The organism is Actinacidiphila rubida, assembly GCF_900110255.1.
Taxonomy (GTDB): domain Bacteria; phylum Actinomycetota; class Actinomycetes; order Streptomycetales; family Streptomycetaceae; genus Actinacidiphila; species Actinacidiphila rubida.
Genome location: NZ_FODD01000035.1, coordinates 1 through 15,671, shown reverse-complemented (window position 1 = coordinate 15,671; position 15,671 = coordinate 1). Strand labels below are relative to the sequence as shown.

The 15,671-nt window shown below is 74.0% G+C and carries 14 protein-coding genes; 8 read left to right on the top strand and 6 right to left on the bottom strand.

Annotation, left to right across the window (positions count from 1 at the left end; all coding sequences use genetic code 11):
- The first annotated feature begins 349 nt into the window (after window positions 1–349).
- Both BMW99_RS29175 and BMW99_RS29170 read left to right on the top strand, forming a co-directional pair.
- On the top strand, window positions 350–988 hold the full coding sequence (locus BMW99_RS29175) for a TetR/AcrR family transcriptional regulator (protein WP_069466239.1): 639 nt from the start codon (window positions 350–352) through the stop codon (window positions 986–988).
- Window positions 989–1,019: 31 nt separating this feature from the next.
- Window positions 1,020–1,712 carry a hypothetical protein gene (locus tag BMW99_RS29170; protein WP_069466231.1) on the top strand — a complete coding sequence of 231 codons (693 nt, stop codon included), beginning with the start codon at window positions 1,020–1,022 and terminating at the stop codon, window positions 1,710–1,712.
- Window positions 1,713–1,907: 195 nt separating this feature from the next.
- Here BMW99_RS29170 and BMW99_RS29165 read toward each other — a convergent pair whose 3' ends face one another.
- Window positions 1,908–2,780 carry an isocitrate lyase/PEP mutase family protein gene (locus BMW99_RS29165; protein ID WP_075017862.1) on the bottom strand — a complete coding sequence of 291 codons (873 nt, stop codon included), beginning with the start codon at window positions 2,778–2,780 and terminating at the stop codon, window positions 1,908–1,910.
- Window positions 2,781–3,044: 264 nt separating this feature from the next.
- Between BMW99_RS29165 and BMW99_RS29160 the strand changes: the two genes are divergently transcribed.
- Window positions 3,045–3,401 (top strand): hypothetical protein, encoded by a 357-nt coding sequence (locus BMW99_RS29160; protein WP_069466233.1) that lies wholly within the window; start codon window positions 3,045–3,047, stop codon window positions 3,399–3,401.
- Between the two features lie 115 nt (window positions 3,402–3,516).
- On the opposite strand, the gene BMW99_RS29155 is transcribed toward BMW99_RS29160, so the two are convergent.
- Entirely contained in the window at window positions 3,517–5,061 is a 1,545-nt protein-coding gene (locus BMW99_RS29155; protein WP_069466234.1) for an amino acid permease, read from the bottom strand.
- Between the two features lie 287 nt (window positions 5,062–5,348).
- Here BMW99_RS29155 and BMW99_RS29150 point away from each other — a divergent pair, with 287 nt between their 5' ends.
- From BMW99_RS29150 to BMW99_RS29140, 3 genes are all read left to right on the top strand, one after another.
- Window positions 5,349–6,074 (top strand): PadR family transcriptional regulator, encoded by a 726-nt coding sequence (locus BMW99_RS29150; protein WP_079138870.1) that lies wholly within the window; start codon window positions 5,349–5,351, stop codon window positions 6,072–6,074.
- A 217-nt stretch (window positions 6,075–6,291) separates the two neighbouring features.
- A complete protein-coding gene (locus BMW99_RS29145; RefSeq protein WP_069466235.1) occupies window positions 6,292–7,341 on the top strand; it encodes an ATP-binding cassette domain-containing protein in 1,050 nt (349 codons plus the stop codon).
- Entirely contained in the window at window positions 7,338–8,114 is a 777-nt protein-coding gene (locus tag BMW99_RS29140; RefSeq protein WP_069466236.1) for an ABC transporter permease, read from the top strand. Before BMW99_RS29145 ends, BMW99_RS29140 begins: the two co-directional genes overlap by 4 nt.
- 115 nt (window positions 8,115–8,229) lie before the next feature.
- Here BMW99_RS29140 and BMW99_RS29135 read toward each other — a convergent pair whose 3' ends face one another.
- From BMW99_RS29135 to BMW99_RS29125, 3 genes are all read right to left on the bottom strand, one after another.
- The gene (locus tag BMW99_RS29135; RefSeq protein WP_069466237.1) at window positions 8,230–9,072 is read right to left on the bottom strand and encodes a siderophore-interacting protein; all 843 of its coding nucleotides are present in this window, start codon (window positions 9,070–9,072) and stop codon (window positions 8,230–8,232) included.
- An 86-nt stretch (window positions 9,073–9,158) separates the two neighbouring features.
- A complete protein-coding gene (locus tag BMW99_RS29130) occupies window positions 9,159–9,806 on the bottom strand; it encodes a TetR/AcrR family transcriptional regulator (protein WP_069466238.1) in 648 nt (215 codons plus the stop codon).
- A 94-nt stretch (window positions 9,807–9,900) separates the two neighbouring features.
- A complete protein-coding gene (locus BMW99_RS29125; protein ID WP_075017861.1) occupies window positions 9,901–11,604 on the bottom strand; it encodes an NAD-dependent malic enzyme in 1,704 nt (567 codons plus the stop codon).
- Window positions 11,605–11,958: 354 nt separating this feature from the next.
- Between BMW99_RS29125 and BMW99_RS29120 the strand changes: the two genes are divergently transcribed.
- Both BMW99_RS29120 and BMW99_RS29115 read left to right on the top strand, forming a co-directional pair.
- A complete protein-coding gene (locus BMW99_RS29120; protein ID WP_069465804.1) occupies window positions 11,959–13,356 on the top strand; it encodes a class II fumarate hydratase in 1,398 nt (465 codons plus the stop codon).
- Between the two features lie 225 nt (window positions 13,357–13,581).
- A complete protein-coding gene (locus BMW99_RS29115; protein WP_107451672.1) occupies window positions 13,582–15,186 on the top strand; it encodes a cellulase family glycosylhydrolase in 1,605 nt (534 codons plus the stop codon).
- A 91-nt stretch (window positions 15,187–15,277) separates the two neighbouring features.
- Here the strand turns inward: BMW99_RS29115 and BMW99_RS29110 are convergent.
- Window positions 15,278–15,671 (bottom strand): carboxyl transferase domain-containing protein (locus BMW99_RS29110; RefSeq protein WP_322900216.1); only part of this gene is annotated, 394 nt, incomplete at its 5' end.

Sequence of the window (15,671 nt, the reverse complement as noted above, 5' to 3'; positions counted from 1 at the left end):
CGCCTTCGCCCTCGCCTTCGCCCCGGATCGGGGCCCGGTCCCGGTCGCGGACCCCGTCGCGGACCCGGCTCCGGGCCCCGCTCCGCTCCCCGTCGTGGACCCGCTCGCCGTCCCTGTCGCCACGGGCTGCACCTCCGTCTCAGCGGCGTCATTTCTGTCGCTCGACAGAAATTAGGCGGAGGCGGATTCGGCCCGATTGCCCGGGCGTTGCGCGGCGGTTACCGGGTCCTCACCGCGCCGGGCCCGGCCGCGGGCGGGCCCGGGACGCGCCGAGGTGTCCGTGGCGCTCGCGGTGCGCCCGGCACCGGGCGGAGGCGGCGCGGCGGCCGGCCTGTGCGACGATCTTTCGGTGAGCACCAGCAGGCGCGTGGGCCGGCCGCGGGCCCAGGGACGGCCGGAGAGCGGGCTCAGCCCGCGCGAGGAACTCCTCGCGGCGGCCGCCGAGCTGTTCACCACCCGCGGCTACACCGCCACCACCACCCGGGCGCTGGCCGAACGCGCCGGGATGCGGCAGGCGTCGATGTACCACTACGTCGGCGGCAAGGAGGACCTGCTCGCCGACCTTCTGGAGGGCACCGTCACCCCGTCCCTGCGGCTGGCCCGCTCGCTGGCCGCCGACGAGGGCCGGCCGGCCGGGGCGCGGCTGTGGGAGCTGTGCCGCTCCGACGCCGAACTCCTGTGCTCCGGCCCGCACAACCTCGGCGCGCTCTACCTGCTGCCCGAGGTGGCGGCGCCGCGCTTCGCCGGCTTCCACCGCGCCCGCGCGGAACTCAAGGACGCCTATGCCCGGTTGCTCGCCGCGACCGCACCCTGCGCCGGACTGGCCGCCGACGCGCTCGCGTTGCGGGCCGACCTGCTGTTCGCCCTGATCGAGGGGCTCATCCTCGCCAACCGCTCGTCACCCGACTTCACCGCGGCCGCCGCTGACGCGGCCCTGCGCATCGCCGGCGTCCCCGAGGCGGACCTGCCGGCCCTGCGGACGTCCTGACCGCCGTACCCCGTTCGGATACGGTCGGTCCATGACGACCGATGCGGCGGATGCGGGTGGGGAGCGCCGGGCGGCCTTCGCCGGGCAGGGCGGTGCGGGCCAGCGGCTGGCCCGGCTCGTGTCCGTGCTCGTCGTGCCCTGCGCGGTGCTGGTGCCGGGCCTTCTGGTGCGGGAGGGGGTCGTCGGCGACGGCGTGATCCTGCTCGCGATGGTCTCGCCCCTCCTCGGGGTGGCCGCGCTCTACGCCGCCGTCCGGGCCTGGCAGGTGGAACTGACCGGTGACGGGCTGCTGTCGGGCCGTACGGTCTCGGGCCGCAGGACCGTCGACCTCCAGCGGCTGGTGCGGGTGCGGCGGATCGAACTGCGGGGCAGGGGCCGGGGCACCGACCGGTTCCTTCTCACCGACGCCCACGGCGTACGGCTCGCGGTCGGACGGCTCGCCGACGGCAGCCGGCCGGACGATGCCGTCGCCGCCGCGGTCCGCGCGGCCCCGGCGCCCGTCGCGGTGTCCCCTGCGGCCGGGGAGCGGCTGCGCGAGGCGGCGCCGCGGCCGTCCGGCGAACCGCGGGCCGACCGTCACGGCCACGCGGGCACCCATGCCGGTCCGCGCGGCAGGACACCCGGGCTGCGGAACGCCCTGCTCCTGCCCGTCGGTGGCATCCTCCTCGTGGCCCTCGGCATCGCCCTGGCCGTGGTGAGCCTGAGCGTGGCAGGCCAGGGCTGAGCCGCTCCCGAAGCGCGGCGCAGGCGTGGCCGAAGCCGGCCGAAGCGCGGCGCAGGCGCGGCTGGGGGGGGCGGCGCAGCCCGGAGCGCGCGCGCTCTGAGGCTCCCGGACGCCCCGGGTGCCGTTCCCCGCCGGTGGCGCGGAGTTCCCGCAAGTCCCCTGGAACGGGCGCTCGTTCGGCCTCCGGTGACGGCGTCAGGATCGCCGGGAGAGCAGGGAGTCGACGGTGCCGAAGTCGAGCGCGCCGGCCAGCGAGGCGAACGTGCCCTCGCCGAGGATCTCCGCGGCCGCGCGGTGGGCTGCGGTGTAGGCGGCCTGGGCCAGAGCGGTGCCGACGCTGACGCGGCGCACACCGGCAGCGGCGAGCTCGGCCACCGTCGGGCCGCCGGCGCCGGCCATCGCGTTGACCGGCAGCGGCGACGCCGCGCACAACTCGCGCAGAACCTCCAGGTCCAGCAGGCCCGGGACGAACAGGCCGTCGGCGCCGGCCGCCGCGTATGCCTCGGCGCGCGCGAGCACCGCGTCCAGGCGGCCCTCGGGGGCGCCGATGCCGAAGAGGAAGACGTCGGTGCGGGCGTTGACCACCAGGTCGGGCAGGCCCGCGGCGGCTGCCGCGGTACGGGCCGCACCCAGCCGGGCGGCGTGTTCGGCGACGCCGAACAGCGGTCCGCCGGGCGCCCGCGAGTCCTCCAGGTTCACCCCCGCGGCACCTGCCGCCACCAGGGCACGCACGGTCGCGGCGACGTCCTCGGGCGCCGGCCCGTAACCGCCCTCGGCGTCGACCGTCACCGGCACCGGCACGGCGTCCACCACCCGGCGCGCGGCCTCGGCCATCTGGTCCCGCGTCAGCTGCTGGCCGTCGCCGCGGCCGGCCGACCACGAGACGCCGCCGCTGGTCGTGGCGATCGCGGCCGCGCCCGCCGACGCGATCACCGCGGCACTGCCGGCGTCCCACGCGTTCGGCAGGACGAGCACACCCTCGCCGCTCAACTTCCGCAGCAGGCGGGCCTTTTCCACCGTGGCGGCGGACGCGGCGGAGGGCGTGGCGGAGGGCTGGGGCTCGGGCATCGGCGGGACCGCTTTCGTCGTCCGGGAAGTGCGGGCAGCATGCGCGCGGGCGCCCCGCCGTCCCCCGTGCCGGGCCGGGGCCCGGACGCGGCAAGGTGCCCGCGTCCGCCATGCTGCCGCCCGCGCCCGGCCGCCCGGAATCGATTCAGCCCTGACCGAATCCAACGGCGGTTCCCCCGGCGCGGGCCCGCGGTGCGGCCCCGCGGCGACGCGCCGGAACGGGGCACCGGCGAACGCGGCCCAGGGGAGCCGTAGTCTCCGGGCATGAGAGACAGCGAGTTCGTGCGGCGGGTCATCGGCATCCTGACCGAGGCCAAGGAGCTTCGGGCGCGCCTGGCGGAGAATCCGGACCGCGACGACGTCTCGGCCCAGAACATGCGGGTCCTGCTGAACGAGCTGGTGCCGGACGTGGCCCTGCCGGCCGGCCTGTCGCCCGCGGAGGTGTCCGAGGCGCTGAGCGAGCAGCTCGGGCCGGTCTTCGAGCGGATCGCCGGCGTCTTCTCGCTGGTCTTCCTGGCGCTGGCCGACGTCCACGACTCCGGGCGCACGGACCTGACGTCCGCCGACGTCCTCCAGGATCTGGCCCTGCGCGCCGACGAGTTGTGGCCGGACGACGAGTAGGAGCGCCGTCCGGGGCGGACACGCGGAACGGTCCGGCAGCCGTGGGCTGCCGGACCGTTCCGCGTGCCTGCCGGGCGCCGCGGCCGGGCGGACCGGGCGCACCGGCGGAGGGCGGTCAGGGTGCGGGTTCCGCCGGCGCCGTGACGACCGCGGCCCACGCCTTCCCGCCGGGCCGCGTCCTGACGGCCCGCCACAGCACCCCGAGCGCCACGGCCGCCAGCAGGAACAGCAGCGTGAACCACTGGAAGTACCAGTGGCCGCCGGACGGGTCGTAGACGGCCGCGCGGGGCCAGGCGAGGTTGACGGCCATCGCCAGGCCGTACACCAGGGCGCAGGCGTTCACCGGGACGCCGAGGCGGCCCAGGGAGAACAGGGGGGCGCCGCGCTCGTCGACGCCGGGAGGCAGCCCGCCGCGCAGCCGGCGCAGCAGTTGGGGGCCGGTGACCATCGCGTAGGCGAGGTAGAGCATCGCGATGCAGGTGGTCCCGATGGCCAGCCACGCCTCGGGGGAGGCGAAGCTCAGCAGGAGCAGCGCCGCCGCCAGCACGCCCACCACCAGGGCGGGGGCGGCCGGTTGGCCGGTACGCGGCGAGACCCGCGCCAGGACGCCGGAACACGGCAGCGCGCCGTCCCGCGCCATCGAGAAGACCATGCGCGTGGCGGACGTCTGGATGGCCAGCGTGGCGACCGCGACCGCGAGGGCCACGTCGCACAGCAGCAGCCGCCCGAGGGTGCCGCCGAGCCGGCTGGTGAGGACGTACGACAGGCCGTCGGTGCCGAGCCGTCCGTCGGTGAGGCTGGGCGCGGCCAGCAGTCCGGCCAGGACCAGGAGTGAGGCCAGCACGCCCGCCGCGGTGAGCGCGGACAGGATGGTACGTGGCGCGACGCGGCGCGGATGGCGGGTCTCCTCGCTCATCTCGCCCGCGCTGTCGAAGCCGATCATCACGTAGGCCGCGGCGAACGACCCGACCAGCAGTGCCTGCGTTCCGCCGCCGCCGTGCACGGTCACCGAGGGCGTGCGGTCGGCGTGCGTGAACAGCAGCACCACGATCAGCACGGCGCCGGCGATCTCCGCGGTCACGCCGACCCGGTTGACCACCGACATCACCGTGTTGTCCAGCAGGTTCACCGCGGTGGTGACCGCCAGCAGCACGATGCCGAGCACGGCCGCGTTCGCCGCGCCGTCCGACGAGACCGGCGAGGTGTCGGTGCCGACGAGCTGGAAGCCCGACCAGACCGCGGGCAGCACGACCTGCAGGGCCAGCGCGGCCGCGGCGACCACCACGATCTGCCCGAGCACCATGATCCAGCCGGCGTACCAGCCGAGGACCCGGCCGCCGAGCCGCGACGACCACTGGTAGACCGCGCCCGACAGCGGGTAGCGGGCGGCGAGTTCGGCGAAGCAGGCGGCCACCAGCAACTGCCCGAGGAGCACGGCGGGCCAGGTCCAGAAGAACCGTGGGCCGCCGGTGGAGTAGCCGAAGGCGAAGAACTGGAAGACGGTCGTGAGGACCGAGATGAAGGAGAACCCGGCCGCGAAGGACGCGTACCGGCCCATGCTGCGGTGGAGTTCCTGGCGGTAGCCGAAGCCGGCGAGCCCGGCGGCGTCCGCGCCGCCGGGCGGGTCGGGGCGGACGTCGGACGGTGCGGTGGCGGTCATGGCCGTGCCCCCTGTCCTTTGGCGGAGACGAAGGTCCGCGCATTCCTGTCGGGCGACAGAAATTAGGGAGCGGGTGTTTCGCCGCAATGACGCGGCCGTGTCGGGCCTGGGCCGAACTCCTCACGGCGGGCCCGCGTGGGGCCCGTGCGCCGGCCGCGACGGGACGGCGCGTGCGCGGCGGGCGCCGTCCCGCGAAATTCGCGATACATCGCGGTTGTCGTCGCGGCGGAGACGCGATATGTTCGGTCACGGATATACGGCGACGAGCGATGGAGGAGGCGAGGTCCTTGCCCAAGCGGCGCAAGCTCGGCAACCCGCTGGCACTCGCGGTCATGGTGTTCCTCAACGAGCGCCCCATGCACCCGTACGAGATCGCCAGGCTGCTGCGCCAGCGCGGCAAGGAGAACAGCATCAAGATCAACTACGGCTCGCTCTACACCGTCGTGCAGAACCTGGAGAAGCACGGCTTCGTCGAGGTCGCCGGCGTGCAGCGGCAGGGCAACCGGCCCGAGCGCACGCTGTACGGCATCACCGAGTCCGGCCGGGTCGAGATGCACGACTGGCTGGCCGACCTGCTCGCGGTGCCGGCCCGCGAGTACCCCTCCTTCGAGGCGGCGCTCTCGCTGGCCGGGGCGCTCCATCCGGACGAGGTCGGCGACCTGCTCGGCGAGCGGCTCCGGGCCCTGGAGGTGCACGCGGCCGCCCTGCGGGGTGTGCTCGGGCGCCTGGGCGACGACCTGCCGCGGCTGTTCCTGATCGAGAGCGAGTACCAGCTCCACATGATCGACGCCGAGGCGGCCTGGGTGCGCTCGCTGCACCGCGAACTGGCCGACGGCAGCCTGCCCGGCATGGCCGAGTGGCGCAGCTGGCACGACACCGGCGAGGTCCCGGAGCGCTGGTCGCGCTTCGAGGAGGAGTTCCGCGACGCCGACTCGGCCGAGCTGTTCCAGGAGCTCGTCGACAAGGCGGAGGCGGAGGCCGACGGCCCCGCGCCCCGGCGGAGGCGCCCCTGACCGCGCTCGGCGACGAGCCCGGCCGAACGACCACATCCCTGCACGACACCGGCGCCCGCTGCGGCAACAGCGGACGCCGGAACACCAACCAGCGACCGGGACACCCACGGGTGGCGGGCGTCGGGCGATCGAGGTGCGGCACACCCACGATATCCCCGGCTCCTCCCGCAGGCCGTCTCGGCCGACCCGGCACGACCCCCAGCGGAGGAACCCGACCATGACCGCGGACGCGCCCGCCGTACAGGCGCACGACCTGATCAAGACCTATCCCGGCGGAGTCCGGGCCCTGGACGGCATGGCGCTCACCGTCGCGCCCGGCACCGTCTTCGGCCTGCTCGGCCCCAACGGCGCCGGGAAGTCGACCACCGTCAAGATCCTCACCACCCTCGCCCGCCCCGACTCCGGCACCGCCCTGGTCGCCGGCCACGACGCGCTGCGCCATCCGGACCGGGTGCGCCGCTCGATCGGCGTCGTCGCCCAGCGCTCCGGCGCCGACCCGGTCGCCACCGGCCGGGAGAACCTGCTGCTGCAGGGCCGGCTCTACGGGCTGCGCGGCGCCGGCCTCGCCCGGCGCGCCGACGACCTGCTGGCCCGGTTCGACCTGGTCGACGCCGCCGCCCGGCAGGTCAAGACGTACTCCGGCGGCATGCAGCGGCGCCTGGACGTCGCCCTCGGCCTGGTCCACCGGCCCGAGGTGCTGTTCCTGGACGAGCCGACCACCGGCCTCGACCCCGAGGCGCGCACCGCCATGTGGGACGAGATCGGCAGGCTCGCCGGCGACGAGGGCCTGACGATCCTGCTCACCACGCACTACCTGGAGGAGGCCGACCGGCTGGCCGAGCGGATCGCCATCGTCGACCGCGGCCGGGTGGTGGCCGAGGGCACGCCCGACGCGCTGAAGGGCGAACTGCACGGCGACGCCGTCCAGGTGGAGCTGCGGGACGCGCCCGACGCCGTCGACGGCCACCTGATCGCCACCGCGCTCGGCGAGTTCGGGGGCGTCCGCGACGTGACGCTGGACGGGCGGCGGCTGAGCGCCCGCGCCGAGGACGGCCCGGCGGCGGTCCCGCACGTGCTCGCCACGCTGGAGCAGCAGGGCGTGACGGTCGCCTCGGTCACCGTCGCCCGCCCCTCGCTCGACGACGTCTACCTGCGGTACGCCGGGCGCCGGTTCGCCGACGCCGACTCCGGCACCGCGCCGGGCGCCGGAGTCCCCGCGCCCGCCCAGGCCGCCGCCCCCGCGAACCCGTCCGGAGGTGCCCGATGAGCACGACCCTCAACCAGACCTGGTTCATGACGCAGCGTCAGCTGACCGCGATCCTGCGGCAGCCCGCGTACCTGGTCATCACCCTGATCCAGCCGGTGATCTGGCTGTTCCTGTTCGGCTCGCTGTTCCGCAAGGTCGTCGAACTGCCCGGGTTCGGCTCCGGCTCGTACCTGGACTACCTGGTGCCCGGCGTCGTCGTGATGAGCGCGGTGTCGTCCAACATGTGGGCGGGCATGGGCACGTTGGAGGAGATCGAACGCGGCACCCTCAACCGCTTCCTGACCACGCCGGTGAGCCGGACGGCGCTGATGAACGCCAACGTGGTGCAGCAGGGCATCAGCACGGCCGTCCAGTCCGCGGTCATCGTGCTGCTCGGCAAGCTCGGCGGGGCCGACTACCCCGGCGGCATCGGCGGCCTGGTCATCCTGGTCGTGGCCTCGATCCTGCTCGGCACCGTCTTCGGCGCGTGCTCCAACGCGCTGGGCATGCTGGTCCGCCAGCGGGAGAGCATCATCGGCATCAACACCTTCCTGCTGCTGCCGCTGACGTTCCTGTCCTCCGCGTTCATGGCGCCGGCCCTGATGCCGTCCTGGATGCGGCACGTCGCCGACTTCAACCCGGTCAACTGGGCGCTGGTGTCCGGTCGTTCGGCGATGGCGGCGGACCCCCGCTGGGGCGACGTGCTCAGCCGCGGCGGAGCGCTGCTGGCGCTGGCCGTCGCCGCGGTCTGGCTGTCCACCCGCACCTTCCGCGCCTACCAGAAGTCGGTCTGACCGGACCGCGAACGGGCTCGCTCCCGGACCCGGCAGGGTCCGGGAGCGAGTCCGTTCCGCGGGCGGTTCCGGCCCCGCCCGCGGGCCGGAACCGCCGCAGGAACGGGCCGGCAGGTCAGCCGGACCGCTCCTGCTCCTGCTCGACCGCCGCGTTCCAGTCGCGCTTGGACGCCTGCCAGCCGTCCTCGTCGGCGCCGCGCCGCCAGTAGCCGGAGACCGACATCCGTTCGCGCGGGACCGCGCGGTCCAGACGCAGGTGGCGGCGCAGCTCCTTGACGAAGCCGGCCTCGCCGTGGACGAAGGCGTGCACGTCGCCCTCGGGGAACTCCAGGGCCGCGACCGCCTCCACCAGGGACGCGCCGATCGGCCGGTCCCCGCGATGCAGCCACACCACCTCCGCGTCCGCGGAGGTCTCCAGCTTCTGCTCCTCCTCGGGCCCGGCGACCTCGACCAGCACCTTCGCGGGTGCACCGGCCGGCAGCCGCTCGACGGCCGCGGCGATCGCGGGCAGCGCGCTCTCGTCACCCGCGAGGAGGTGCCAGCCGGCCGCCGGGTCGGGCGCGTAGCCGCCGCCCGGGCCCATGAACCAGATGCCGTCACCAGGACGCGCGGCCGCCGCCCAGGGGCCCGCCAGGCCCTCGTCGCCGTGGTGGACGAAGTCCACCGCCATCTCGCGCGCGTCCGGGTCCCAGGTCCGCACCGTGTACGTCCTGGTGCGCGGCCACTGCTCGCGCGGCAGCGAGGCCCGCACCTCCTCCAGGTCCAGCGGCTGCGGGTAGACCACACCCGGCGGCGCGAAGACGAGCTTCACGTAGTGGTCGGTGTACTCACCCGCCTCGAGCGTGTCCTCCGGGTCGACCTCCAGCACCACCCGGATCATGTGCGGCGTCAGCCGTTCGGTGCGCGCCACCCGGGCGTGCTTGGGCCGCCGCCCCCGGCGCGGTGTCGGCTCGGGCATCGTCCGTACCTCCTCGGGCCCTCTGATCACAGTTAGGCAAGCCTAACCCAGCCACCGGCGGGGGGCCCGGCCGTCCGGTGCCGCGGTCAGCGAAGGGGGGCCCGCTGCCCGACCAGGTCCAGCGTCGCGACGACGATCTCCTCGGTGGTGTACGCGGCACCCTGCCGGTCCCAGCGCGCCACCCAGATCACCATGCCGAGCAGCAGACGCGTGGTCAGCACCGGATCGCCCGGGGGCAGCACCCCGGCGTCCATGGCGCGCCGCACCGCCCCGCGCCACAGCTTCTCGTAGCGGCGGTTGAACGCGTGCCAGCGGGAGAGCACCACCGGCGGCAGTTCGGCGCCGCCGAAGAACACCGCCATGCCCCGGCGCCGGTCCACGGCGGAGCCCACGTGCAGCCGCACCAGCGTCGGCAGTTCCTCCGACGGCTCCCGGCCCTCCGCGAGCAGGGCCGCCGCGCCGACCTCCAACTGCTGTGTGCCGCGGTCGAACATCAGCGTCAGCAGTTCGTCCCGGGTGCTGATCCTGCGGTACAGCGTGGCCCGCGACAGCGACAGGCGCTCGGCGACGGCCTCGACCGACACCGCCTCGTAGCCGCTCTCGGCGAGTATCTGCAGCCCCGCGTCGGCGACCCGGCCCAGGTCGATCCGCTTGCGGGGCCGTCCTCTGGCCGGCGGGCACGCGCGTGGCCGGAGGATCGGCGCACCTTCCGGCCCCCTCTCGGAATTCGGCATCCCACCCCCCTCGGTACCGACATGTCGAGCGATGCCGACAGAGTCTAGGACCCGCGCCCAGCCGACGACCGGGCGGGCAGCGGGTGAACGGACGTCAGACGGCTTTCAACGGGCGGTAGACCGGGTGCCACACGGCCGCCCTGACGCGGTCGCCGATCCCGTCGTCCACGGTCTCCCGCGCGACGCCGTCCGCGGCGGCGGCACGGGCGACCGCCACCGCGACCGCGACCGACGTCTCGTGCAACTGGTCGGTGAGCGGCAGGATCGCCGCGCCGGGACCGTCCGGATCGGTGTGGTCGGCGACCGCGTGCGCGGCCGCCGCCAGCATCCCGTCGGTGATCCGGGACGCGCCGGCGACGATCGCGCCGAGCCCCAGGCCGGGGAAGACCAGCGCGTTGTTGGCCTGCCCGATCCGGTAGGTCACGCCCTCGTGCTCGACCGGCGCGAACGGGCTGCCGGTGGCGATCAGGGCGCGGCCGCCGGTCCAGGCCAGCACGTCGGCCGGGGTGGCCTCGGCGAGCCGGGTCGGGTTGGACATCGGCAGGATGATCGGCCGGTCGGTGTGGGCGGCCATCGTGCGCACCACCTCCTCGGTGAACGCGCCGCCCTGACCCGACGTGCCGATCAGCACCGTGGGCCGGACCCGCGCCACCACCTCGGCCAGCGGGACGCCGCCCAGCGCCTCGTCGCGCCGCCACCCGGCGACCTCCGCGGCCGGCCGGGCGTAGCGGACCTGGAAGTCGCGGAGCCCGTCCTGGTCCCGGGTCAGCAGGCCGTGCCGGTCCACGCCGTAGATGCGCGCGGTGGCCTCCTCGGTGCTCAGCCCGTCCGCGGCCATCGCGTCACGGAGCTGGTCGGCGACGCCGACGCCCGCGGTGCCCGCCCCCAGGATGACCACCCGGTGCTCGCGCAGCGGCACCCCGCTGGCCCGCACCCCGGACAGCACCGCGGCCAGGTTGACCGCGCCCGTGCCCTGGATGTCGTCGTTGAAGGTGAACTCCCGCTCGCGGTAGCGGTCCAGGACGCGGCGGGCGTTCGCCGGCCCGAAGTCCTCCCAGTGCAGCAGCGCGCGCGGGAACAGGCGGCGGGCGGTCGTGACGTACGCGTCCACGAACGCGTCGTACGCCTCCCGGTCCGCCCGTGGGTGCCGGTTGCCCAGGTACAGCGGATCGTCCAGCAGCTCCTGCCGGTTGGTGCCGACGTCCAGCATCACCGCGAGCGTCCGGCCGGGATCGATCCCGGCGGCCGCGGTGTAGACGGCGAGCTTCCCCACCGCGATGTCGATGCCGCCCACACCCCAGTCGCCGATGCCGAGGATCGCCTCGCCGTCCGTGGCCACGATCAGGTCGACGTCGTCCGGGCCGAGTTCGGCGGCCCGCAGCGCCCGCTCCACGTCCTCGGGGGCGTCGACGGACAGGTACACCCCGCCCGGCCGCCGGTACTCGTAGCTGTAGCGCTCGATGGCCCGGCCGACGGTGGGGGTGTAGACGATCGGCAGCATCTCGTCGAGGTGGTCGCCGAGCAACCGGAAGAACAGCACCTCGTTGCGGTCGTGCAGCGCCGTCAGGTAGACGTTCCTGGCCAGGTCCGTCGGCTGCGCGGTGTATTGCTGGTACGCGCGGCGCGCCTGCTGGTCCAGGGTCAGCACGGCCGGCGGCACCAGGCCCACCAGGCCCAGCTCCTCCCGCTCCTCGCGGGTGAACGCGGTGCCCCGGTTGAGCCGGGGGCGGGACAGCACCCCGCGCCCGCGGGCGGTCGTCTCGATGCGCCCCTCCGCCGCGTTCCACTGGGTCGTCATGATCGGCTCCTCGTCGCCTCCGGGAAACGTGACGCCGCCCAGAGTGGGCCGCCGGCTCCCCATACGTCCAATGCCTGGAAGAGACATAACGCATGCCGTCCGGGCATGGGCGGCAGGATGCCTGCGTGTCCCGCGGCCGGTGCCCCGTTCGCGCGCCCGATCCCGCGCCCGATCCCCGGGCCCGCACGCGGCGACGTGCCGTCGCGGGTCGCTGGAACGCGGCCGATCCGGCGTCTGCGAGCATGGACGGGCTGCCCAGCAGGCATGGGACAGCCTGTTCCGGCGCCTGCGAGCCTCGGGGGAGAACGGCGCGACACTGGTGAGAACTCACCGAGATGCACGGAGGTGGCCCCGATGGCGGCCGGTAGCGATCAGTTCCGGATCGAGCACGACTCGATGGGGGAGGTGCGCGTCCCCGCGGAGGCCAAGTGGCGGGCCCAGACCCAGCGGGCCGTGGAGAACTTCCCGATCTCCGGGCAGCGGCTGGAGCGGGCCCACATCCAGGCGCTGGCCCGGATCAAGGCCGCGGCGGCGAAGGTCAACGCCGAACTCGGCGTACTGGACAAGGAGACCGCCGAGGCGATCCAGGCGGCGGCCGCCGAGGTCGCCGAGGGCCGCTGGGACGAGCACTTCCCGGTGGACGTCTTCCAGACCGGCTCGGGCACGTCCTCGAACATGAACACCAACGAGGTGATCGCGACCCTGGCCGGCGAGCGGCTGGGCCGCGAGGTCCACCCCAACGACCACGTCAACGCCTCGCAGTCGTCCAACGACGTGTTCCCGTCGTCCATCCACATCGCCGCCACCGCCGCGGTGACCGGCGACCTGGTGCCGGCGCTGGCCCGGCTCGCGGCGTCGCTGGAGGCGAAGGCCGAGGAGTTCGCCGCCACCGTGAAGTCGGGGCGCACCCACCTCATGGACGCCACGCCCGTCACCCTCGGCCAGGAGTTCGGCGGCTACGCGGCGCAGGTCCGCTACGGCATCGAGCGGCTCCAGGCCGTGCTGCCCCGGGTCGCCGAACTCCCCCTGGGCGGAACGGCGGTGGGCACCGGCATCAACACCCCGGCCGGGTTCTCCGCCGCGGTCATCGCCGAGGTGGCCGAGGCCACGGGGCTGCCGCTCACCGAGGCCCGCAACCACTTCGAGGCACAGGGCGCCCGCGACGGGCTGGTCGAACTCAGCGGCCAGCTGCGGACCGTCGCGGTGGGCTTCACCAAGATCGCCAACGACCTGCGCTGGATGGGCTCCGGCCCGCGCACCGGCCTGGGCGAGATCAACCTGCCGGACCTGCAGCCGGGTTCGTCCATCATGCCGGGCAAGGTCAACCCCGTGCTGCCGGAGGCCGCCGCGATGGTGGCCGCGCAGGTCGTCGGCAACGACGCCACCGTGGCCTGGGCCGGGGCGGCCGGGAACTTCGAACTCAACGTGATGCTCCCGGTGATCGCCCGCAACCTGCTGGAGTCGATCCGGCTGCTGTCCAACGTCGCCGTGCTGCTGGCCGGGCGCACGGTCGACGGCATCACCGCCAACACCGAACGGCTGCGGGAGTACGCCGAGTCGTCGCCGTCGGTGGTCACCCCGCTCAACCGCTACATCGGTTACGAGGAAGCCGCGAAGGTGGCCAAGCAGGCGCTGGCCCAGCGGACGACGATCCGTCAGGTCGTGCTGGAGCGCGGCTACGTCGAGCGCGGCGAGCTCACCGAGGAGCAGCTGGACCAGGCACTCGACGTGCTGCGCATGACGCACCCCTGACCGCCTGACACCGCAGGGCCGGCCGGCTTCACGAGGTGAAGCCGGTCGGCCCTCTTGACGCCCCGCCGCCACCCCCGCTTTCATGCACTGCATATGGGAGCGCTCCCACGCGCGTTCCCGGCACACGCCCACACCACGAGCTGAAGCGTTCCGCCCCCCACTGAGAGGAATCGCACCGTGGTCTCCCTCCCGGGCTCGCCGACGAGCCCCCTGCGCAGGTCCCGCATGCAGCGGTCGGCGCTGGCCGCCGCCGTCGCCGCGGTCCTGATGGCGCTGCTCGCGTACATCGGCCAGTCGCCCTCCGCGGCCGCGGCCCCGGCCGCCGCCGCCCCCGCCGCGGGCACCGGCTACTGGCACACCAGCGGCCGCCAGATCCTCGACTCGAACAACCAGCCGGTGCGCATCGCCGGCGTCAACTGGTTCGGCTTCGAGACGGCCAACTACGTGCCGCACGGCCTCTGGTCACGCGACTACAAGAGCATGATCGACCAGATGAAGTCGCTGGGCTACAACACCATCCGGCTGCCGTACAGCGACGACATCTTCAAGCCCGGCACGACGCCGAACAGCATCAACTTCTACAACATGAACCAGGACCTCCAGGGGCTGACGTCCCTCCAGGTCATGGACAAGATCGTGGACTACGCCGGGTCCGTCGGGCTGCGGGTGATCCTGGACCGGCACCGCCCGGACTCCAGCGCGCAGTCCGCGCTCTGGTACACCAGCGCCGTCCCCGAGTCGACGTGGATCACCGACCTCAAGGCGCTGGCCACCCGGTACCAGGGCAACACCGCGGTGGTCGGCATCGACCTGCACAACGAGCCGCACGACCCCGCCTGCTGGGGCTGCGGCGACACCACGATCGACTGGCGGCTGGCCGCCGAGCGGGCGGGCGACGCGGTGCTCGGCGTGAACCCGAACCTGCTGATCTTCGTCGAGGGCATCCAGACCTTCAACGGCACCTCGGGCTGGTGGGGCGGCAACCTGATGGGCGCCGGCCAGTACCCCGTGCAACTGAGCGTCGCCAACCGCGTGGTGTACTCGGCGCACGACTACGCCACGTCCGTCGCGCAGCAGACCTGGTTCACCGACCCGAGCTTCCCCGCCAACATGCCGGGCATCTGGGACAAGTACTGGGGCTACCTCTTCAAGCAGAACATCGCCCCGGTGTGGGTGGGCGAGTTCGGCACCACGCTGCAGTCGACGATCGACCAGCAGTGGCTCAAGGCCCTGGTCGGCTACATGCTGCCCACCTCCGGCAACGGCGGCGACAGCTTCAGCTGGACGTTCTGGTCGTGGAACCCCGACTCCGGTGACACCGGCGGCATCCTCAAGGACGACTGGCAGACCGTCGACACCGTCAAGGACGGGTACCTGACGTCCATCAAGGCCCCCACCTTCGGCGGCACCGGCTCGACCGGCGGCACGTCGTCCGGTACCTCGTCGGGCACCTCGTCGGGGACGTCCACCGGGACGACCTCGGGCACCAGTTCCGGCACGTCCGCCGGGACCACCGGCGGCACGGGCGGCGGCGGGTGCACGGCGAGCCTCCACATCGACAACCAGTGGGACGCCGGGTTCACCGCCACCGTGACGGTCACCGCGGGCAGTGCGGCGGTCAACGGCTGGAAGGTCGCCTGGACCTGGCCCGGCAGCCAGCAGGAGACCAGTGCCTGGAGCGCGACCGTCGCGCAGAGCGGCGCCGCGGTCACCGCGACCAACCTGAGCTACAACGGCGCGCTGGCCGCGGCCGGTTCGACCACCTTCGGCCTCCAGGGCACCGCCTCGGGCGCGTTCACGGTCCCGGCGCTGACCTGCACCGCCTCCTGACGGGGCACCGTCGGGACACGGAGGCGGGCTGAGTACCGGACGGGCCGGCGGGTCCTGAGGACCCGCCGACCTGTGGCGGCCTGCGGCCGGGCTACTGGGGCGGGTTGCCGTGCTTGCGGGACGGCAGGTCGGCGTGCTTGGTCCGCAGCATCGCCAGTGAGCTGATGACAACCTCGCGGGTCTCGGCGGGGTCGATGACGTCGTCGACCAGGCCGCGTTCGGCCGCGTAGTACGGGTGCATCAGTTCGGCCTTGTACTCCTTGACCATGCTGGCGCGCATGGCCTCGGGGTCGTCGGCCTCGGCGATCTGACGGCGGAAGATCACGTTCGCCGCGCCCTCCGCGCCCATGACGGCGATCTCGTTGGTCGGCCAGGCGTAGGTCAGGTCCGCACCGATGGACTGGCTGTCCATCACGATGTACGCACCGCCGTACGCCTTGCGCAGGATCAGCGAGATCCTCGGCACGGTCGCGTTGCAGTACGCG

What these genes read in the sequence shown, in the direction of transcription:
- BMW99_RS29170 (WP_069466231.1), top strand. Translation starts at nt 1,020, where the DNA reads ATGACGACCGATGCGGCGGATGCGGGTGGGGAGCGCCGGGCGGCCTTC.
- BMW99_RS29165 (WP_075017862.1), bottom strand. Translation starts at nt 2,780, where the DNA reads ATGCCCGAGCCCCAGCCCTCCGCCACGCCCTCCGCCGCGTCCGCCGCC.
- BMW99_RS29160 (WP_069466233.1), top strand. Translation starts at nt 3,045, where the DNA reads ATGAGAGACAGCGAGTTCGTGCGGCGGGTCATCGGCATCCTGACCGAG.
- BMW99_RS29155 (WP_069466234.1), bottom strand. Translation starts at nt 5,061, where the DNA reads ATGACCGCCACCGCACCGTCCGACGTCCGCCCCGACCCGCCCGGCGGC.
- BMW99_RS29145 (WP_069466235.1), top strand. Translation starts at nt 6,292, where the DNA reads ATGACCGCGGACGCGCCCGCCGTACAGGCGCACGACCTGATCAAGACC.
- BMW99_RS29140 (WP_069466236.1), top strand. Translation starts at nt 7,338, where the DNA reads ATGAGCACGACCCTCAACCAGACCTGGTTCATGACGCAGCGTCAGCTG.
- BMW99_RS29135 (WP_069466237.1), bottom strand. Translation starts at nt 9,072, where the DNA reads ATGCCCGAGCCGACACCGCGCCGGGGGCGGCGGCCCAAGCACGCCCGG.
- BMW99_RS29130 (WP_069466238.1), bottom strand. Translation starts at nt 9,806, where the DNA reads ATGCCGAATTCCGAGAGGGGGCCGGAAGGTGCGCCGATCCTCCGGCCA.
- BMW99_RS29125 (WP_075017861.1), bottom strand. Translation starts at nt 11,604, where the DNA reads ATGACGACCCAGTGGAACGCGGCGGAGGGGCGCATCGAGACGACCGCC.
- BMW99_RS29120 (WP_069465804.1), top strand. Translation starts at nt 11,959, where the DNA reads ATGGCGGCCGGTAGCGATCAGTTCCGGATCGAGCACGACTCGATGGGG.
- BMW99_RS29115 (WP_107451672.1), top strand. Translation starts at nt 13,582, where the DNA reads ATGCAGCGGTCGGCGCTGGCCGCCGCCGTCGCCGCGGTCCTGATGGCG.